General features: G+C 73.1%; 17 protein-coding genes. 4 read left to right on the forward strand and 13 right to left on the reverse strand.

Annotated features, from left to right (window positions below):
* Positions 1-92: 92 nt before the first annotated feature.
* Positions 93-1,190, reverse strand: a complete 1,098-nt coding sequence (locus EV383_RS25595; protein ID WP_242623311.1) for an adenosine deaminase — start codon at positions 1,188-1,190, stop codon at positions 93-95.
* 153 nt (positions 1,191-1,343) lie between these two features.
* On the opposite strand from EV383_RS25595, the gene EV383_RS25600 reads away from it, so the two are divergent.
* The gene (locus EV383_RS25600; RefSeq protein ID WP_130292289.1) at positions 1,344-2,423 is read left to right on the forward strand and encodes a coiled-coil domain-containing protein; all 1,080 of its coding nucleotides are present in this window, start codon (positions 1,344-1,346) and stop codon (positions 2,421-2,423) included.
* A gap of 223 nt (positions 2,424-2,646) precedes the next feature.
* Here the strand turns inward: EV383_RS25600 and murJ are convergent, their stop codons facing one another.
* From murJ to EV383_RS25635, 7 genes are all read right to left on the reverse strand, one after another.
* The gene (gene murJ / locus EV383_RS25605; protein ID WP_242623312.1) at positions 2,647-4,362 is read right to left on the reverse strand and encodes a murein biosynthesis integral membrane protein MurJ; all 1,716 of its coding nucleotides are present in this window, start codon (positions 4,360-4,362) and stop codon (positions 2,647-2,649) included.
* Positions 4,363-4,630: 268 nt separating this feature from the next.
* Positions 4,631-5,926: a thymidine phosphorylase gene (locus EV383_RS25610; RefSeq protein ID WP_130292291.1), complete on the reverse strand. Its 1,296-nt coding sequence runs from the start codon at positions 5,924-5,926 to the stop codon at positions 4,631-4,633.
* Between the two features lie 38 nt (positions 5,927-5,964).
* Complete coding sequence (locus EV383_RS25615) at positions 5,965-6,360, reverse strand: cytidine deaminase (protein ID WP_242623512.1); 396 nt, start codon at positions 6,358-6,360, stop codon at positions 5,965-5,967.
* Positions 6,361-6,476: 116 nt separating this feature from the next.
* A complete protein-coding gene (locus EV383_RS25620; protein ID WP_130295025.1) occupies positions 6,477-7,706 on the reverse strand; it encodes an ABC transporter permease in 1,230 nt (409 codons plus the stop codon).
* Positions 7,707-7,714: 8 nt separating this feature from the next.
* Positions 7,715-8,806, reverse strand: coding sequence for an ABC transporter permease (locus tag EV383_RS25625; protein WP_130292293.1), 1,092 nt, complete (start codon positions 8,804-8,806; stop codon positions 7,715-7,717).
* 34 nt (positions 8,807-8,840) lie between these two features.
* Positions 8,841-10,361, reverse strand: coding sequence for an ABC transporter ATP-binding protein (locus EV383_RS25630; protein ID WP_130292294.1), 1,521 nt, complete (start codon positions 10,359-10,361; stop codon positions 8,841-8,843).
* A complete protein-coding gene (locus EV383_RS25635) occupies positions 10,358-11,446 on the reverse strand; it encodes a BMP family lipoprotein (RefSeq protein ID WP_130295027.1) in 1,089 nt (362 codons plus the stop codon). Before EV383_RS25635 ends, EV383_RS25630 begins: the two co-directional genes overlap by 4 nt.
* Positions 11,447-11,746: 300 nt before the next feature.
* Between EV383_RS25635 and EV383_RS25640 the strand changes: the two genes are divergently transcribed.
* A complete protein-coding gene (locus EV383_RS25640; RefSeq protein ID WP_130292295.1) occupies positions 11,747-12,199 on the forward strand; it encodes an SRPBCC family protein in 453 nt (150 codons plus the stop codon).
* Positions 12,200-12,254: 55 nt separating this feature from the next.
* Positions 12,255-13,451 (forward strand): D-alanyl-D-alanine carboxypeptidase family protein, encoded by a 1,197-nt coding sequence (locus tag EV383_RS25645; protein WP_242623313.1) that lies wholly within the window; start codon positions 12,255-12,257, stop codon positions 13,449-13,451.
* A 98-nt stretch (positions 13,452-13,549) separates the two neighbouring features.
* Here the strand turns inward: EV383_RS25645 and EV383_RS25650 are convergent, their stop codons facing one another.
* From EV383_RS25650 to EV383_RS25665, 4 genes are all read right to left on the reverse strand, one after another.
* Positions 13,550-14,305 (reverse strand): hypothetical protein, encoded by a 756-nt coding sequence (locus tag EV383_RS25650; RefSeq protein ID WP_130292296.1) that lies wholly within the window; start codon positions 14,303-14,305, stop codon positions 13,550-13,552.
* Between the two features lie 449 nt (positions 14,306-14,754).
* Positions 14,755-15,831: an inner membrane protein YhjD gene (yhjD, locus tag EV383_RS25655; protein WP_341273746.1), complete on the reverse strand. Its 1,077-nt coding sequence runs from the start codon at positions 15,829-15,831 to the stop codon at positions 14,755-14,757.
* Positions 15,832-15,846: 15 nt separating this feature from the next.
* Positions 15,847-16,866 carry a tryptophan--tRNA ligase gene (gene trpS / locus EV383_RS25660; protein ID WP_130292297.1) on the reverse strand — a complete coding sequence of 340 codons (1,020 nt, stop codon included), beginning with the start codon at positions 16,864-16,866 and terminating at the stop codon, positions 15,847-15,849.
* A 41-nt stretch (positions 16,867-16,907) separates the two neighbouring features.
* A complete protein-coding gene (locus EV383_RS25665; protein WP_165438501.1) occupies positions 16,908-17,858 on the reverse strand; it encodes a winged helix-turn-helix transcriptional regulator in 951 nt (316 codons plus the stop codon).
* Between the two features lie 246 nt (positions 17,859-18,104).
* Between EV383_RS25665 and EV383_RS25670 the strand changes: the two genes are divergently transcribed.
* On the forward strand, positions 18,105-19,586 hold the full coding sequence (locus EV383_RS25670) for a carotenoid oxygenase family protein (protein ID WP_130292299.1): 1,482 nt from the start codon (positions 18,105-18,107) through the stop codon (positions 19,584-19,586).
* 142 nt (positions 19,587-19,728) lie between these two features.
* Here the strand turns inward: EV383_RS25670 and EV383_RS31450 are convergent, their stop codons facing one another.
* A complete protein-coding gene (locus EV383_RS31450) occupies positions 19,729-19,902 on the reverse strand; it encodes a hypothetical protein (RefSeq protein WP_165438502.1) in 174 nt (57 codons plus the stop codon).
* Positions 19,903-19,911 lie beyond the last annotated feature (9 nt).

Raw genomic sequence — 19,911 nt, forward strand, 5'->3', positions numbered from 1 at the left:
GCGTAGTACACGGACCTGCCGTCATCGCCGACCCACGGCCCACCCGGTACCGACTTTCGTCGCAGGCCGCCGGGTCGTTCCGCGAGCTCCGCTCAGTCCGCCATCAGCGCGGCGTAGCCCGGCTTGATCACGTCGGTGATCAGCGCGAGCCGCTCGTCGAACCCGATGAACGCCGACTTCATCGCGTTGACGGTGAACCACTGCAGCGTCGGCCAGTCGTAGCCGAACGTCTCCACGAGGTCGGTCATCTCGCTGGTCATCGTGCACGCCGACATCAGGCGGTTGTCGGTGTTGACCGTGACCCGGAAACGCAGCCGCGTGAGCAGCCCGATCGGGTGCTCGGCCAGCGACGGTGCCGCACCGGTGTGCACGTTGGACGTCGGGCACATCTCCAGCGGCACCCGCATGTCGCGGATGTAGGCGGCGAGCCGGCCCAGCCGCGGCGGTTCCCCCGGGTCGTCGGCGACTCCGATGTCGTCGACGGTCCGCACGCCGTGCCCGAGGCGGTCGGCGCCGCACCACTGGATCGCCTCCCAGATCGACGGCAGCCCGAACGCCTCGCCGGCGTGGATCGTGACGTGCGCGTTCTGCTGGCGGACGTACTCGAACGCGTCCAGGTGCCGGGTGGGCGGGAATCCCTTCTCGGCACCGGCGATGTCGAACCCGACGACGCCCTCGTCGCGATAGCGCACCGACAGCTCGGCGATCTCCCGCGACCGCGCGGCGTGCCGCATCGCGGTGAGCAGGGCCCCGATCCGGATCGTGCGCCCGCTCGCCGCGGCGAGCTCGGTGCCGGTGCGGAACCCCGAGAGCACCGACTGGACGACGGTGTCGAGGTCCAGTCCCTTGTCGACGTGCAGCTCCGGGGCGAACCGGATCTCGGCGTAGACGACGCCGTCGGCGGCCAGGTCCTGCGCCGCCTCGGACGCGACGCGGGCCAGCGCCTCGGGGGTCTGCATCACCGCGACGGTGTGCCCGAACGTCTCCAGGTAGCGCTCGAGCGCCCCGGAGTGCGCCGCGCCGAGGAACCAGGCGGCGAGCTCGGCCGGGTCGGTCGTGGGCAGGTCCCGGTAGCCGGCGGCCTCGGCCAGCTCGATCACCGTGGTGACCCGTGGGCCGCCGTCCAGGTGATCGTGGAGCAGTACCTTGGGAGCGGTCCGGATGGTCTCGGCGGTCAGCGGAGCAGCCACGGCCGGAACGGTAGAACATGCTGGTGGGCAGCCCGATCCGGGTCGCCCGGTACGCCCGTACGGCCCAACCCGGTGACCGTCCGTCGACCCCCGGACGGCGGTCGCTACCCTCTGAGTACTCCCCATCTGGCTCAGAGGAAACGCGGCGGTGCCATGAGCGACAACTCGAACCTCTCGTTCGACCGGATGCGCGGCATGCTGACGCGTGCGGCCGAGATCCGCGACAGCGAACAGCAGCAGATCTTCGACTCCCTGGACGAGATCCACGCCCGCCTCGCGGCGCTGGACGCCATCGGCACCGTCCGCAAGAAGCTCACCGAGCTCCCCGACCGGGCCGAGGTCGGCGTCCTGGCCGAGCGTCTCGACGAGACCGTGTCCAAGCTGGACAACCAGGAGGTCGCGCTCGGCGCGATCACCCGCGCGATCGAGTCCCTCCCGGACAAGCTGGCCAAGCCCTTCGCCCAGCTCGACGGCCGCCTCGACGGCATGGGCGGACGCCTCGAGGGCGTCTCCGGCCGGATGGACGGCCTCGACGACCGCCTCGGCGGGCTGCACAAGCGCCTCGACGACCTGGACAACCGCCTCGACCGGCACGAGATGCGCCTCGACGCGATGCCCAACGCCGTCGCCACCCCGATCAAGGAGCGCGTCGACGGCATCGAGCGCCAGGTCAAGGACCAGCTCGACGCAGCCGTGCACTCGTTCGAGGAGACCGGCGAGGGCCTGCGCAACCTGCTCGGCGACACCTCGGTCGGCCTGCACCGCCGCCTCGAGGACCTGGCCGGGCGCCCGGCCGTCGACCCGACGCCGGCGTTCGACGCGCTGACCGAGCGGATCGACGCGCTGACCGAGAAGCTCGAGCAGATCGGCGGCCGCCTCGACTCGGTCGAGACCGGGCTCGACGGGAAGATCGGCGAGATCGGCGGGTCGGTCGACTCGCGGCTCGGCGAGATCGACTCCGCGCTGCGAGCCCGCCCGGACACCTCGTCGGTGACCGAGCTGGTGGCCAGGGCCAACGAGGAGTCCGAGCGCCGCAACTCCAGCCAGCTCGACGAGGCCATGGCCACGTTCGCGGAGCTGATCATGGGCCGCGGGGCGCAGTACTCCCAGCAGCAACCCCCGCCGCCGCCCCGCCCGGCGCAGCGCCGGGCCGCCCGGGCGAAGGCCGGAGCGGTGAAGAGCCAGAACGGCGCCTCGGCCTCCGACCTGGTCGGCGACGACCCGGACGACTGAGCCCCACGCGTCCGTAGAGCACCACCGGCTGCCGCACCCCGTGCACGGGGTGCGGCAGCCGTGTGCGATCCACAGCAGGTCACCGACGAGAGCTCCACCTTCGGGCCGGAGGTGGAGCTCGACGGTCTCGCGGCCCGGCTGACCTGACCTCGCACAGGTTCCGGTGTCCTCGCACAGGGTCGAACCTGTGCGAGGACACCACAGGGTGTGCGAGGTGGGCGCGTCAGCGGCGGGAGAAGCGCTTGAACACCGTGTCGAGCTCGGCCACGCGCAGGACGCGCATCATCAGGACCGTCACCGGCAGGGCGATCACCGCGCCGACGGCGAGGAGGACCCACGCCTGTCCGACCGGGGGCCAGCCGTCGAGCGGCCCGTTGGCCAGCAGCCGTCCGACCACCCAGGCCAGGGCCGCGCCGACGACCGAGGCCGCGGTCGTCCGCCAGAGCGTGGAGAGCACCTCGCGGGTGCGGACCCGGCCCAGGCGCCGCGCGAGCAGCACCTGCCCGATGACGGCCCCGACGACGAAGGAGACCCCGTTCGCCGCGGCGAGGCCGAGCACCACCTGCTCCGGCGGCAGCAGCACCGGGCACAGCAGCAGGAGCGGGATCTTCACCACGATCATGCCGATCTGGATCAGCGTCGGGGTGCGGGAGTCGGTCATCGCGTAGAACACGCGCATCTGCAGCATCGTCACCGCGTAGGGCAGCAGCCCGAACGCCGAGGCGGCGACGGTCGCGCCGAGGCGTGACGCCCCGGTCCCGCTGCCGGCACCGATCGAGAACAGGGCGACCCCGAGCTCGGTGCCGAACACCGTCAGCAGGGCCGCGATCGGGATCAGCCCGACCGTGGACAGCCGCGCGCCCAGCGACAGGTCGGTGGTGACCTGGCCGGTGTTCCCCTCGGCCGCGGCCCGGCTCATCCGGGGCATCAGCGCGGTCAGCAGGGACACCCCGAGCACGCCGTACGGGACCTGGAGCAGCAGCCACGCGTTCTGGTACGTCGAGACCGAACCGCCGTCGGCGCCCGCCGCGACGCGGGTGGTGACGATGTAGCCGGCCTGCCCGGCGAGCACGTAGCCGACGATCCACAGCGCCATCCCGCCGGCGAGCGTCAGGCGCGGGTCCCAGCCCCACGACGGCCGGTAGCGGAACCCGATCCGGCGCATCGCCGGGATCAGGACGACGGCCTGCACGACGATGCCCAGCGTCGTCCCCAGACCCAGGACCAGCAGCTTCGGGTCGCCCATCCGGACCGGATCGGTGGAGATCTCGCCGGGGACGAACACGTAGACGCCGAGCACGAGCAGCATCACGACGTTGTTCAGCACCGGCGCCCAGGCGAACGGGCCGAACACGCCCTTGGAGTTGAGCACGGCCCCGAGCAGCGCACCGATGCCGTAGAAGAAGATCTGCGGCAGCAGCAGCCAGGCGAACGCCGTCGCCAGCTCGGGGTTCGCCTGGCCGGAGTCGCCGGAGCCGAGATAGAGCCGGGTCAGCAGCGGCGCGGCCAGCATCGCGATCAACGTCGCGACGAACAACCCCACCCCGACGACGGTGAGCAGCCGCCGGGTGAACGCGTCACCGCCGTCGGCGTCGTCGGTCTGCGCGCGGACCAGCACCGGGATCATGACGCTGGTCAGCACGCCACCGAGCAGCAGCTCGTAGACGATGTTGGGCAGCGTGTTCGACACCGTGTAGGAGTCGTTGACGACGGCCAGCCCGAGGACGGCGACGAGCGCGAGGTTGCGCAGGAAGCCGGTCAGGCGGCTGACGAGGCTGGCGATCGCGATCAGGCTCGACGACCGGACGAGCGACCCGGCCCCCTCCGAGGCCGAACCCGAAGCCGAACCCGGGTCCGAGTCCGGGGCGGGCGCTGTGCGGACCGGGTCCAGCGGCGCCGTCGGGTCCTCGCCGGGGGTCACCGGCCGGGAGACCGGCACCGTCACCTCGCCCGCGTTCTCGGGCGGGACCGGGCGCGGCGAAGTCCCCCCTGGTCCAGGGGGCATCGGGGGACGTCGATCCTCACGCATCGTCGCCCATCGTGCCGGATCCGTGCCGGGGTTCTCTCAGCCGCCTCCGGCCGCCGCCCCTTTCGTCCGGACCCGTGCCGTCCGTCCCCTCCACCCCCGCGTCCCGCCGCGATCACGGGTGTCCGCCCGGCGCGTTGTGGGCCCGTATCGCCCCCGCGGGTGTACGCCCCGGCGGGGGTCAGGCGGGTCGCAGGGTGTCCAGGACCAGGGTGCGGGCGACGCGGTCGCCCGGGTCGTTCGTGATCAGCAGTGCGGCGCCCTCGAGCGCGGCGCGGGCGGACGGGATGCGGTCCGGGGTGTCGGTGTGCAGCTCGGCCAGCGGGGTGCCGGGCTTGACCGGGTCGCCGGGCTCGACGAGCAGCCGCACACCGGCGGCGGCCTGCACCGCGTCCTCCTTGCGGGCCCGCCCGGCGCCCAGGCGCCACGCCGCGGTCCCGACCGCGAGGGCGTCCGCGCCGGTGAACACGCCGTCGCGCTCGGCGACGACGGTCTCGACGTGCCGGGCGACCGGCAGCGCCGCCGACGGGTCCCCGCCCTGCGCGGCGATCATCGCCTCCCACACCGGGTACGCCTCGCCCGCGGCGAGCACGCGGGCCGGGTCGACGCCGGTGATCCCGGCCAGGGCGAGCATCTCCCGGGCCAGCGCCACGGTCAGCTCGACGACGTCGGCCGGGCCGCCGCCGCGCAGCACCTCGACCGACTCGGCGACCTCCAGCGCGTTGCCCACCGCGCGGCCCAGCGGGCGCGACATGTCGGTGAGCAGCGCCGTCGTCGGGAGACCGTGGGCGGCGCCGATCGCGGTCATCGCGTCGGCGAGCTCGCCGGCCCGGGCGCGGGTCTTCATGAACGCCCCGGTCCCGACCTTGACGTCGAGCACCAGCCCGCCGGTGCCCTCGGCGATCTTCTTGCTCATGATCGAGCTGGCGATCAGCGGCACCGACTCGACGGTGCCGGTGACGTCGCGCAGCGCGTAGAGCTTGCGGTCGGCCGGGGCCAGCGCCGGCGTCGTCGCACAGATCACCGCGCCGATCGACGCGAGCTGCGCGGTGATCTCCTCGACCGAGAGCGACGCACGCCAGCCCGGGATCGACTCCAGCTTGTCCAGCGTCCCGCCGGTGTGCCCGAGCCCGCGGCCGGACAGCTGCGGTACGGCGGCGCCACAGGCCGCGACGAGCGGGGCCAGCGGCAGGGTGATCTTGTCGCCGACGCCGCCGGTGGAGTGCTTGTCGACCAGCGGGCGTCCGACGTCACCGAGCTCCAGACGCTCACCGGAGTCGATCATCGCCTGGGTCCAGCGGGCCGTCTCGCGCCCGTCCATGCCGTTGAGCAGGATCGCCATCGCCAGTGCGGCCATCTGCTCCTCGGCGACCTCGCCGCGGGTGTAGGCGCCGACGACCCAGTCGATCTGCTCGCCGGTGAGCTCGCGGCAGTCCCGCTTGGCCGTCACCACGTCGACGGCGCTGTACGTCGGCACCGGAGCCACCTCCACGTCGGCCCAGCCGACACCTCGGATCACGAACGGTCCGACGGTAGATCAGCCGGCCCGAACGCGTCCGGGAGCACCTCCGACATCGGCCGGGGTCCGCGCGGGGTGTCGCACAGGCAGTCCGGCCCGCCGAACTCGTAGAGCACCTGACGGCAGCGCCCGCACGGCATCAGCAGCGTGCCCTCACCGGAACGGCAGGCCAGCGCGACGAGGCGCCCGCCGCCGGTCAGGCGCAGCTGCCCGGCCAGCGTCACCTCGGCGCAGACCCCGAGCCCGTACGAGGCGTTCTCGACGTTGCACCCGGTCACGACGCGACCGTCGTCGCACAGGGCGGCGGCCCCGACCAGCAGCCCGGAGTAGGGGGCGTAGGCGGACGCGGCGGCGTCGACCGCGGCGGCCCGCAGCGCGTCCCAGTCGGGCACGGAACCCGCCGTTCCCTCCGGGGAGGGCCGCGCGGCGCGCCGGGCCGCGCGGACCGCCGCCGGGTCCTCGTCGCCCAGGATGTCGCGCCCGGCCCCGCTCGGTCCGCCGCCGGCCATCAGGAGCCCTCCCCGCGCCGGTACTCCGCGCCCAGGGCCGCGGGTGGTCGCAGACGTTGCGACGCCGCCGCGAGCACGACCAGCGTCACCAGCTGCGGGGCGTAGGTGGCGAACTCGGTGGGGACGGTGTCGATCGCCCAGTACAGCGCGTAGACGGCCAGGCCCGCGACCAGCGCGATCGCCGCCGGCACCCAGCGCCGCCGGGCCACCCACAGCACCGCGATCACGACGGCGAGCAGCGTCGCGCCGTAGAGCAGCGCGTGCACGGCCTCGCCCCCGGCGCGCAGCTGCAGCCCGTCGACGTAGCCGAACAGTGCCGACCCGGCCAGCAGCCCGGCCGGACGCCAGTTGCCGAAGATCATCGCGGCGAGCCCGATGTAGCCGCGCCCGCCGACCTGGTTCTCCAGGTAGCCGAGCTGGCCCGGGTTGAGCACGAGCGCCGCACCGCCCAGGCCGGCCAGCGCCCCGGAGACGACGACGCCGGCGTACTTGTGGGCGACGACGTTCACCCCGAGCGACTCCGCCGCCACCGGCGACTCCCCGGCCGAGCGCAGCCGCAGCCCGAACGCCGTCCGCCACAGCACCAGGTAGCTGATCGGCACCAGCGCCACCGCGATCAGCACCAGCGGCGTCAGGCCGGTGACCAGCCCGCCGAGGAGCCCGGCGGCGTCGGAGACGAACACCCGTTGCTGTTGCTCCACCGACTGCAGACCCTCGGACAGCCCGGGGACGGAGAACTCGGTGAAGCCCGGCACCCGGGGCGACTCGCGCGGGTTCTGCGACACCGGCTCGAACAGCAGCGTCGACAGGTACTTCGTCAGCCCCAGCCCGAGCAGCGTGATCGCGACGCCGGAGACGATGTGGTTGACGTTGAACGTCACCGTGGCGACGGCGTGCAGCAGCCCGCCCAGGGCGCCGAACGCCAGCCCGCCGACGAGCGCCGCCCACGGGCCCCACTGGTAACCGGCCCACGCCGCGCCCCAGGTGCCCAGCACCATCATGCCCTCGAGGCCGATGTTGATGATCCCGACGCGTTCGGCCCAGAGCCCGCCGAGCGCGGCGAACAGGATCGGCAACGCCAGGCGGACGGCCGCCTCGGAGGTGCCGCTGGAGGTCAGCTGGGTCTGCCCGGTCAGCGTCACCGTGATCGCGAGGACCAGGACGAGGACGACGGCGAGCAGGATCGGGCGGGCCCAGCGCGGCGGGCGCCACGAGGTGGCCCGGTCCATCAGCGCGGTCACGACGTCACCCCGGCCGGTCGCGGCGCGACCGGGGCGGCCTCGGCGACCCGGCGCTGCTCGGCGCGCAGGTCGACCCGGCGCACCACCTCGTAGGCCACGACCACCGACAGCACGATCAACCCCTGCATGATCAGCACGATCTCCCGCGGGATGCCGACGACGTCGAGCGCGACCGCGGACTTGTCCAGATAGGCCCACAGCAGCGCACCGAGCGCGATGCCGACCGGGTGGTTGCGGCCGAGCAGCGCGATCGCGATACCGGTGAACCCGTAGCCCGACGGCGACGTCAGCGTGTAGGCGTGGTCGCGCCCGAGCAGCTCCGGCAGCCCGACCAGCCCGGCGACCGCGCCCGAGCTCAGCAGCGCGATCAGCACCATGCGCCGCGCGTTCACCCCGCCGGCCGCGGCCGCCGTCGGCGACTGGCCCGAGGCCTTGAGCTCGAAGCCGAACCGGGTGCGCCCGAGCAGGAACCAGTAGCCGACACCGAGCACGGCGGCGACCAGGATCATCCCGAACAGCGTCCCGGACTCCCCCAGCGTCAGTCCGGGGAACCAGCCGCTGGGCGCGATCGGCGGCGTGGTGATGTTGTTGCCCTCCAGCTGCCCGAACGTGTCGGTGCTGATCAGGTAGGCGATCAGGCCGGTCGCGACGGCGTTGAGCATGATCGTCGAGATCACCTCGCTGACCCCGCGGTAGGCCTTGAGCAGCGCCGGGACCGCGACCCACGCCGCCCCGGACAGCGCGGCCACGGCGATGATCACGATCGTGTGCAGCACCGGTGGCAGCGGCAGCGTTCCGCCGACGATCGCGGCCATGCACGCCGCGACCCGGAACTGGCCCTCGACGCCGATGTTGAACAGCTTCATCTGGAAGCCGATCGCCACCGCGAGCGCGGCGATGTAGTAGACGGCCGCCGAGTTGACGGTGTCCACCGCGACCGTGCCGGACCCGAGCTGGGAGATCATCACGCCGAACGCCTGCAACGGCGAGTCGCCGCTGACCAGCAGCGCGACCGCGCACAGCAGCGCCGCGACCAGCACCGCCAGCGCCGGCGCGAGCACCGCCGAACGGATCTTCGCTGTAGTCATGCCGCCTCCGCGGGAAAGAGCACGTCGGCGGTGGTCACGCCGTCGCCCCCGTCATCGCCGTGCCGAGCTGTTCGGGCGTCACGGTGGCCGGGTCGGCGGTGCCGACGAGACGGCCGTCGAGGATCACCGCGAGGGTGTCGGACAGGCCGATCAGCTCGTCGAGGTCCGCGCTGACCAGCAGCACCGCCAGTCCCGCCGCACGTGCGCGGCGCAGCTCCTCCCAGATCCCGGCCTGCGCCCCCACGTCGACGCCGCGGGTCGGGTGTGCGGCGACGAGCAGCACCGGGTCCCCGGAGAGCTCGCGGCCGACGACGAGCTTCTGCTGGTTTCCCCCGGACAGGGCACCGGCGGTGACGTCGATGCCCGGGGTGCGGACGTCGAAGTCGGCGACGATCCGTTCGGTGTCGGTGCGCGCGGCGGTCCGGTCGATCAGCCCGCGCCGTCCGATCGGGGCGCGGCTCTGGAACCCGAGCACGCGGTTCGCCCAGAGCGGCTGCTCGGGCAGCAGCGCGTGCCGCGAGCGGTCCTCCGGGACGTAGCCGACGCCGGCCTCGCGCCGCGCCATCGTGTCGGCGCCGCTGACGTCGACGCCGCCGAGCAGGATCCGTCCCCGCGTCCCCCGGCGCATGCCCATCACCGACTCGACGAGCTCGGTCTGGCCGTTGCCCTCGACCCCGGCGATGCCCAGCACCTCACCGGCGTGCACGACCAGGTCGATCCCCCTCAGCAGGTCGCGCCCACCGGCCGGGTCGGACAGCCCGAGCCCCTCGACGCGCAGCACCTCGCGGTCGGTGACGCCTCCCTCCCGCGTCTGCGGGGTGGGCAGCGTGGAGCCGACCATCATCTCGGCCAGCTCCCGGTTGGTCACCGTCGCCGGGTCGGCCGAGCCGACCGACGTGCCCCGGCGGATGACGGTGATCGTGTCCGCGATCGCGCGCACCTCGTCGAGTTTGTGCGAGATGAACAGGAACGTGAACCCCTGCGCCTGCATCGCGCGCAGGGTGGCGAACAGCTCGTCGACCTCCTGTGGCACGAGGACGGCGGTCGGCTCGTCGAGGATCACCGTGCGGGCGCCGCGGTAGAGGACCTTGAGGATCTCGATCCGCTGCCGGTCGGCCACCCCGAGCCGCTCCACCCGCTCGGACAGCGGTGCGTCGAGCCCGACCGTCGCGGCCAGCTCGGCGACCCGCTCCCGGGCCTTCCGGCCGATCCCGTGCGAGCGCTCGGCCCCGAGCAGCACGTTCTCCGCGACGGTCAGGTTGTCGGCCAGCATGAAGTGCTGGTGCACCATGCCGATCCCGGCCGCGATGGCGTCGGCCGGCGTGCGGAACACGACCTCGGTGCCGTCCACCGAGATCGTGCCCTCGTCCGCGCCCTGCATCCCGTAGAGGATCTTCATCAGGGTCGACTTGCCGGCCCCGTTCTCCCCGCACAGCGCGTGCACCTCGCCGCGACGCACCGCCAGGTCGATGTCGGAGTTCGCCACCACGCCCGGGAACCGCTTGGTGATCCCGCGCAGCTCGACGGCGTACTCGCTCGCCGCGTCCGTGCTCACTTCGTCGACTTCACCTGGATCTGCCCGGCGATGATCGCGGCCTTGTACGCCTCCAGCTGGGGCTTGATGTCGTCGATCTTCCCGCCGGACGTGGAGTAGCCGACGCCGTCGACCTTGAGGTCGAAGCGCTTCGGCAGCGTCGTCAGGTTGTTCGCGGCGACGGCGTTGATGTAGTCGTACACCGAGACGTCCACCCGCTTGATCATCGACGTGATGATGACGTCCTTGACCTGCGCGAGCTGCGGGGAGTTGTACTGGTCGGAGTCGACGCCGATGGCCTGCTTGCCGCCGGTCTGCGCCGCGGAGAACACGCCCTGGTTGGACTTGCCGGCCGCGGCGAACACGATGTCGGAGCCGCCGTCGTACTGGCCCTTGGCGATCTCGGTGCCCTTGGTGGCGTCGTTGAACCCGGTGGTGTCGCCGGCCGGGGAGATGTACTTGGTGTCGACCTGGATGTTCGGCGCGACGGCCTTGGCGCCCTGCTCGTAGCCGGCGGCGAACTTCTGGATCAGCGGGTTGTCCACGCCGCCGACGAAGCCGACCTTGCAGGTCGTGGTCTTGAGCGCGGCCGCGGCACCGACCAGGAACGAGCCCTGCTCCTCGGCGAACACCAGCGGGGTGACGTTGGGCAGCGAGACGGTGTCGTCGTCGACGATCGCGAACCTGACGTCCGGGTTCTGCGCCGCGACGTCGGAGAGCGCGCCGGCGTAGTTGAACCCGACCGCGATGATCGGGTTGTGCCCGCCCGCGACGAGCTGGCGCAGACGGCTCGCGGCCGCGTCCTCGCTCTCGCCGGGCTGGGCGGTGGCCTCGGTCGCCTTCGGCATCTTCAGCTGCGCGGACGCCCGGTCGATACCGGCCGCGGCGGCGTCGTTGAACGAGGCGTCGCCGCGCCCGCCGATGTCGTAGGCCAGGCCCACCTTGAGCTTGCTCGCGTCGGCCCTGGCCGGCTCCGGCGCGGGCTGGGCCGCCGCTCCGGACACCGCGGGCGGCTGGTTGCGGGTGCAGTCCTGCGCCCCGCCCTGCGCGCCTCCCCCGCCGCCGGTGTCCCGGGCACACCCGGCCAGCGCCAGCGCCGCGGTCATCGCGACCGCCACCACCGTCACACCACGTCTCGTCCGCACGTAAAACGCCTCCCCCTCATCAGCCCCGCCGATCGGTCCCCGCGGGACCGTAGTCGTTGCACGCGCGGATGACACCTGTCGAAACGACGCCGTGACCTGATCGCCCGACAACGATCACATGGCGGCACGGGCGTCGGGGCGGTGATGATCGGGCGCCGGGCGGATGGCCGTTGCCCGACATCGGCGGTCCCGGCCGTTGTCGACCCCGGCGGGCGGTACCGTCCGTTCGGCGCAATGACGTGCGACAGGACGGGGTAGGCGATGGACCAGGCGACCGCGACGATCGCGAGCCCTCCGGAGCAGGTGTGGCGGATGGTCACCGACATCACGCGGATGGGCGAGTGGAGCCCGGAGGCGACCGGCGGGCGGTGGCGCGACGGCGCGAGCGGGCCGGAGACGGGCGCGCGGTTCGTCGGCAGCAACCGGCACGGCCGGATCCGCTGGAACACCCACTGCCGGGTCACCGAGTGCGAGCCGCCGTCGCGGTTCACGTTCGTCGTCGGCGAGAGCGCCACCGCCTGGGGCTGGATCCTGGAACCGGACGGCGAGGGCACGAAGGTCACGCACTGGCGCGAGCGCGTCGGGAAGACGAACCCGCTGGTCACGGCCCTGCAGAAGAGCGGGATCATCGGCCGGGACCGCGAGACCCTGATGGCCGACGGGATGCGCCGGACCCTCGACGCCGTCCGCTCGGCCGCCGAACGCGACGCCTGAGCCCGCGGCCGTGCCCGGTGCAGCTCCTCCCGTCCGGCGCGCGGCCCTCCTGACGGTGTCCGTCCTGGTCGGACTCGCGGTGCTCGCGACGGGGCCGGTCGCCTCCGCGGCACCGGCCGCCCGCACCGGATGCCTTGGCCAGGACCTCCCGCCGGGACCGCCCGCGCGGGAGGAGACCGTCGCCGTCGCACCGCTCCCGGTGCCCGACGAGCCGGTCGGCGGTCGTGGGACGGGGACGTGCGCGGACGCCCACGCCGTCGGCGTCGCTCCTCCCCCGCCGGTCGGGATCGCGAGCTACGTCGTGGCCGACCTGGACTCCGGTGCCGTGCTCGCCGTCCGCGCCCCGCACGCCCGGCAGCGCCCGGCGTCGACGCTCAAGCTGTTCCTGGTCCTGGTGGCCACGGCGCGGCTGGACCCCGACCGGGTCGTCACGGCCACCGACGAGGACGCGAACATCGACGGCAGCCGCGCCGGGATCGGCCCCGGCGGCCGCTACACGGTGCAGCAGCTGCTGACCGGGCTGCTCCTCAACTCCGGCAACGACACCGCCTCGGCACTGGCCCGCACGCTAGGCGGGACCCCGGCGACGCTCGCCGCGATGCAGGACACCGCCCGCGAACTGGGCGCGCTGGACACCCGCCCGGCGACACCGTCCGGACTCGACGGTCCCGGCATGTCCTCCTCGGCCTACGACCTGGCGCTCGCGTTCCGTGCCGCCGTCGCCCGCCCGCAGGTCGCCGCCCTGATGCTGACCCGCACCGCCCCGTTCCCCGGCTTCGGGGGCAAGCCCGGTTTCCTGATCGCCAACGACAACCCGCTTCTCGGCACCCCGGGCACGATCGGCGGCAAGACCGGGTTCACCGACGCCGCGCGGCACACGTTCGTCGGTGCGGTGGACCGCGACGGCCGGCGCCTGGTCGTGGTGCTGATGCGCGGCGAGCAGCGCCCCGTCCGGATGGTCGACTCCGCCCGCACGCTGTTGGACTGGGGCTTCACCGTCCCGCGCACCGCGGAGCCTGTCGGCACGCTGGTCGAGCCCGGCACGACGACGGTCGGTGCCGGCGCAACGGTACCCGGCGCGGGGTCACCCGGGGCGGGCCCACCCGGCGCAGGATCACCGTCCACGACCAGGCGGAACGACCCCGCCGACGGCAGCGACCCCGGGGTGACTCTCGTCGTGGGCGCTCTCGCCGTCGTGGCGATCGTCCTGGCCGGCGCCGCCCTGGCCCTCCGCCGCCGACGCCGCGGCTGACCCACGCACCCGCACCCCTGGCCGATCCGCACCCCTACCGTTGGTTCGCACCTCGTGCAGGAGGTGCGAAGGGCCGGCAGGGGTGCGGATCCGGACCATCACGCCTCGCAGATCCGGAGCGCCCGGGCCAGGCGACGGGCCGTCGGGGCGAAGTCGTCGAGGTCGCGCCAGGTCCAGCGGACGACCGCGTGACCCTCGGCGCGGATCAGGTCCTCCCGGATCTTCTCCTCGAAGACCGCGTCCCCCTCACGCTGTCCGGGTCGCAGCGAGCGGCCGTACTTGATCCTGCCGTCGAACTCCCCGACTACGGCCGGGGCTCCGTCCCACCAGAAGTCGACGGTCGCCAGCCAGCCGCCGAACGAGTCGTACACGTGCTGTTGCTGCACCGGCAGTGGGAGGCCCGCCCGGTGGATCGCGACCCGGCTGCGGGACTCGGGCACACCGGTGGCGACCCCGTCGGCGAACCGGGCGACCCGTTCGGCGGCGGCGTTCCCGGTCCGCCCACGCCCGTCCCGGACCGCTGCGAGCAGATCCGGGACGGTGACCGCGAGCCGCTCCCCACCAGGACGCAGGGCGGAGTCCGCCACCACGACCGCCTGCTCGAACGGCACCGTCCGGGCCAGGTCGGCGACCGTGCGCGCGACGGAGGTGACGGCCAGTCCGTCGACCGGTACGACGTCGTCCGAGTCCGCCGGCGCCGCATGGACGTGCAGGCTCGGGGTGCGGCGTCCTCCGTGGCGACGGGTGCGGGTCACGTGCACCTGAGCGAACGAGACATTCCAGAGCCACAGGCCGTGCAACGCGGCCGCCGACTGATGGCTGACGACGGCGTCCGGCGACAGGTGCGGCGCCATCGCCCGCACCCGGACAGCATGTCGTTGCGCCGGATCCCGAAGCCGCGGATCGTCCGCGGCCAGGTACGAGCCACGGCAGGGCCGGACCACGCTCCCGTCGGAACGGGCGCGCCGTAGCTCGGCATCAGTCACTCCCGACGCCACCAGCGCCGATCGGGAAACGGGCATCTCACCTGGAATCCAGTCCATCCACCGAGTCTCGGACCGCCACCGGTCGACGGACCCGTGCATCGCCGGCCTGTGGACAGCCGAACCACAATGTGGACAACCGACCCGGCACGGACCGGAAGGGGCCGGTGCCGGCCCGACCGACTCGGAGGCGAACGGATCCGCACCCCTTTCACCTCTCCGCACCACCTGCGGGAAGTGCGGATCAAGGGCAGGGGTGCGTGTCAGGACGGACGGGGTGCGGCCGATCGACTCGACGGCCCCGTCACGACCCGCCGGGGTCAGCCCCGGCGGCGGCGGGAGCCGAAGGCGCGCAGGCCCAGGAGGCCGGTGACGACACCGGCTCCGACCAGGCCGGCGGTGGCGAGGGCACCCGGGCCCTCGCGGACGACGTACTGCGGGCGGATGACGGCCGGCGACGGGATCTCGCGCGGGTCGTAGTCGTCCTCGTCGGCGCTGGCGGCCCACGCCGTCACGAACAGCAGGAACCGGGACGCGAAGAAGATGAACACCAGCAGACCCAGGATGCCGCCGAACGCGGCGCCGGCAGGCGAGGCCGTCACCGAGCCCAGGTAGTAGACCATCACCTGCTTGAGCACCTCGAAGCCGAGAGCCCCGAACAGCGCGGCCTTCATCGCGCTGCGAATGGTCACCGGCTCGCGTGGCAGGCGGGCGATCACCCAGAGGAAGACCAGCCAGTTCGCGGCGATGCCGATCACGATCGTCGCCGCCCGGAGCAGGAACAGGGCCCAGCCGACGTCACCGAGTCCGACGAGCCCGAGCAGGAACTTGCCCAGCGAGCCGCCGATCGCGGAGATCGCGAACGACGCGACCAGCGCCAGGCCCAGGCCGACGAGGGCCAGGAGGTCGAACCCGATGCGCTTGAGCATCGGCGGCGCCTCCTCGCGCTGGCCCCACTGCTCGGACAGCGCCTCGCGCAGGTTCGACATCCATCCGATGCCGGAGTAGAGCGCACCGAGCAGACCGACGGTCCCGATCGCGCCGGCCCGGTCGATCGCGGTGTCCACGATGCCGCCCAGCAGGTCGCCGATCCCGGCCGGCGCCGAGGTCCGGATCCCGTCGCGCAACGTCATCAGCAGCTCCGGCGACCCGCGCAGCACGAACCCGGCCACCGCGAACGCGACCATCAGCAGCGGCACCAGCGCCAGGATGCTGAAGTAGGTGATCGCCGCCGCGTAGTGGTCGCCGTGGTTCTCGGTGTAGCGCGCCCCGGCCCGGACCAGGTGGTCCAGCCAGGGGTAGCGCTCGCGCGCCTTCTCCAACGCCGTGGGCTCGGCGTCACCGGTGTCGTCGGACTCGTGCTCGAGCCTCGCTCCCGGCTTCGTGTCGGTCGCCACGGCGGTCCCCCAAAATCATCCGGTCGGCGGTAGGAAGCCGATCCTCTCGTGAACCTGCGCCAATGTCGCGCCGGCGACCTCACGCGCACGGGTGGCACCGCGGGCGAGGAGGCGGTCGAGCTCGGCCGGGTCGTCGAGGTACTCCTGCGCCTGTTTCTGGATCGGGCCCACCGTGTCGGTCACCGCGGCCGCGACCTCGCCCTTGAGGTCGCCGTACCCGCGCCCCGCGAAGTCGGACTCCAGCTCGGCGATCTTCCGGCCGGTCAGCGCGGACAGGATCGTCAGCAGGTTGGACACGCCCGCCTTGTTACCCGCGTCGAAGACGACCTCGCGCCCGGTGTCGGTGACCGCGGACTTGATTTTCTTCGTGGTGGCCTTCGCCTCGTCGAGCAGGAAGACGCAACCGTTGCCGGGCAGCGACTTCGACATCTGCTTCTCCGGCGTCTGCAGGTCGTAGATCTTCGCGGTCTCCCGCGGGATGTAGGGCTCGGGGACGGTGAACGTGTCACCGAACCGGGAGTTGAACCGCTGCGCGAGGTTGCGGGTCAGCTCCAGGTGCTGGCGCTGGTCCTCGCCCACCGGGACCTGGTCGGCCTGGTAGAGCAGGATGTCCGCGGCCTGCAGCACCGGGTAGGTGAACAGCCCGACGGTGGCGCGGTCGGTGCCCTGGCGGGCGGCCTTGTCCTTGAACTGCGTCATCCGGCCGGCCTCGCCGAACCCGGTCAGGCACTCGAGCACCCAGCTCAGCCGGGCGTGCTCGGCGACGTGCGACTGCACGAACAGCGAGCACCGGTCGGGGTCCAGGCCGATGGCGAGCAGCTGGGCCGCGGCCACCCGGGTCCGCCGGCGCAGGAGCTCCGGGTCGTGCTCGACCGTGATCGCGTGCAGGTCGACGACGCAGTAGAACGCGTCGTGGTCGTCCTGCAGGGCCACCCACTGCCGCAGCGCACCGAGGTAGTTGCCGAGTGTGAACGAGTCGGCGGTCGGCTGGATCCCGGAGAGCACCCGGGGGCGGGAGGCGGAGGGCTCGGTCATGACCCCATTGTCCCCACCGGAGGAGTCCGGCCGACAGCCGGTCACGCCCCCGCCGTCCCCGGCGGCGGCTCGACGGAGCCCCGCCCGAACGGGGCCCCGCAGGCCACACAGTCGAGCCGGACCCGCAGTGAGCGGCCGCAGGCGCGGTGGGAGATGTCGAGATCGACCGGCGCACCGTCGACGGCCTGCCAGCGGTTCGCCCAGTCGACCAGGCAGGCGTGGATCTGGAACCCGGCCCGGCCCTTCTCGGTCAGCCGGTAGCCGTGGTCGCCGGTGCGGACCAGGATCCCGAGCTCGACGAACCTCCGCAGCCGGTCGGCCAGCACCTCCGGCGAGATCGACAGGTGGGCCTCGAAGTCGGTGAACGTCCGGACGCCGACCAGGCACGCACCCAGCACCGTCGCGCCCCAGCGGTCCCCGATGATCTCCATCGCGCCGGGCAGCAACGAGAGGGGATCGTCGGGCAGCCGTCCGCGGGTGCGGCGCGGATGGACCCGGGCGAGTCCTCCCCGCCCGGCGACCGCCCCGGAGATGCTCACCGCCGTGTCCTGCGGCCCGACCGGCTCACCGCAGTGCGCGCAGCACAGCACGATGTCGGAGGACCGGCCGCACTCGCGGTGCACGATGTCGGGCAGCGGCACCTCGCGCGGCACCCACGCCCGCTCCCAGGCCCAGGTGGCCAGCAGGAGCCGCCAGGTGTCGAGGCCCCGCTCGGTCAGCCGGTACTCCAGCCGGGCCCGCCCGCCCTCCCGGTACGGACGGGTGCGCAGCAGGCCGTCGTCGGTCATCGACCGCAGCCGCGCGGTCAGGGTCGCGTCGGAGATGTTCAGGGTCTCGCGCCAGCCCGCGTAGCGGCTGACGCCCAGGAACGCACGCTGCAGGATCAGCAGCGTCCAGGTGTCGGCGAGCACCCCGAGCGTGCGTCCGACGGTGCCCAGGCCCGCTCCGCCGGAGCTCCTCCCGGCACCCGTCTCCCTCTGATCCGCACCCACGACGATCCCGTTCACCTTGACCAAACCTGTTCATGATCGTACCGTGAGACCTGGCTCTGCTGATCGAAGTTCACGATCGAAGGACACGCCCGGCAGAGGTGGATCGACAGGGGGGTTCGATCCACGGGACAGCCGGCCGGTGCCGGCGACGGCCCGTCAGAGGGGGAGGCCGTCGCCGCACCGGCCGGCCGTTCGTCCCTCGGCTCGCACGAGGACGTACTTCTTCCGACGACGGAGGTGGGCGACGTGACCGACGTCCAGGAACGTCCGGACGGCACCGCGGCGCAGCCCGACGAGCCGAACCCCTACCTGCTGGGCGTCTTCGCCCCCGTCCGCGACGAGATCACCGCCGACGACCTCGAGGTGATCGGCGAGATCCCGCGCGACCTCAACGGCGTCTACCTGCGCAACGGCCCGAACCCGCGCTTCGACGTGACCGGTCGTTACCACTGGTTCGACGGCGACGGCATGGTGCACGCGATCTCGTTCGAGAACGGCACCGCCCGCTACCGCAACCGCTACGTCCGCACCCGCGGCCTGTCCCGCGAGGAGGCCGCCGGGCACCCGCTGTGGACCGGGATGGTCGAGTCGCCCGCCGGCAACCCGGTCGGCACGGCGCGCGGGCTGCCCTACAAGGACACCGCGAACACCGACCTGACGTTCCACCGCGGACGCGTGCTGGCCACCTGGTACCTGTGCGGCGAGCCGGTGTCGATGGACCCGCTGTCGCTCGAGACGCTCGGCGCCGAGACGTTCCTGGACACCCTGCACGGCGACGTGATGGCCCACCCGAAGCTCGACGAGCGCACCGGCGAGCTCATGTGGTTCGACTACGGCGCGCGCGACCCGCTGCTGCGCTACGGCGTCGTCGGGCCGTCCGGGGCGATCGAGCACGAGGTCCCGATCGAGCTGCCCGGCCCGCGGATGCCGCACGACATGGCGATCACCGAGAACCACTCGGTGCTGATGGACCTGCCGCTCGTCGCCGACCCCGAGGCCGCCCGGAAGGGCCGGCACAAGCTCCTCTTCGACCGGTCGATACCGGCCCGGTTCGGGGTCATCCCCCGCCGGGGCGCGTCGGCGGAGATCCGCTGGTTCGACGCCGAGCCCTGCTACATCTACCACGTGGTCGGGGCCTGGGAGGAGCGCTCCGCGGCCGGGCACGACACCGTCGTCCTCGACGTCTGCCGGGTCACCCGCCCGGAGCCGAGACCGACCCGTCCGGGCCCGATCGGCAAGCTGCTCGGCTATCTGCGCCTCGACGCCCGGCTGCACCGCTACGTGTTCGACCTGCACACCGGCACCACCACCGAGACGCAGCTCGACGACGCGAACACCGAGTTCCCCTCGATCGACACCCGCGCCCAGGGAGGTGCCGGGTACCGCCACTCCTACGGCGTGCACATCGCCGACCACGAGACCGTCCGGTTCTCCGGGCTGCTGCGCCGCGACCGCGTCACCGGGGAACGCCAGGACCACTTCTTCGGGCCGGGCCGCTTCGGCAGCGAGGCCCCGTTCGCCCCGCGCGACGGCAGCACCGGCGACGACGACGGCTACCTGGTCTCGTTCGTCACCGACGAGCGCGACGGCCGCTCCGAGGTCGAGATCCTCGACGCCTCCGACCTGGCCGCGGGCCCGGTCGCCCGGGTGCGGCTGCCGCAGCGGGTGCCGCTGGGCTTCCACGCCACCTGGGTGCGCCAGGACCAGCTCCGCCACACCCCCGCGTAACGCCGTCCGCCGATGTCCGCCGATGTCCGGCGGCCCTCCCGCGCACTCCACCGGCTGCCGCGCACCTCGCGGACCGCGCGCGGACCGGTTCGGTGCGCGGGATCGGGCGAGGTGCGCGGGCAGGCGCCGAGTGGGTTCTGCGTCAGCGTTCCGCGGCGGGCTCGTCGTCCGCCTGCTCGGCCGGACGGGCCGGGCGCAGCTGGACGACGCCGGAGTCCAGGTCGATCTCCCCGATCCGGAACCGCTGCCCGTCGGCCGAGGCGTCGGCGTCGTCGTGCACCTTCGGCCGCGGGAACAGCTCACCCAGGAAGCTCATGCCTCCACC

The organism is Pseudonocardia sediminis (assembly GCF_004217185.1).
GTDB classification, from domain to species: Bacteria; Actinomycetota; Actinomycetes; order Mycobacteriales; family Pseudonocardiaceae; genus Pseudonocardia; species Pseudonocardia sediminis.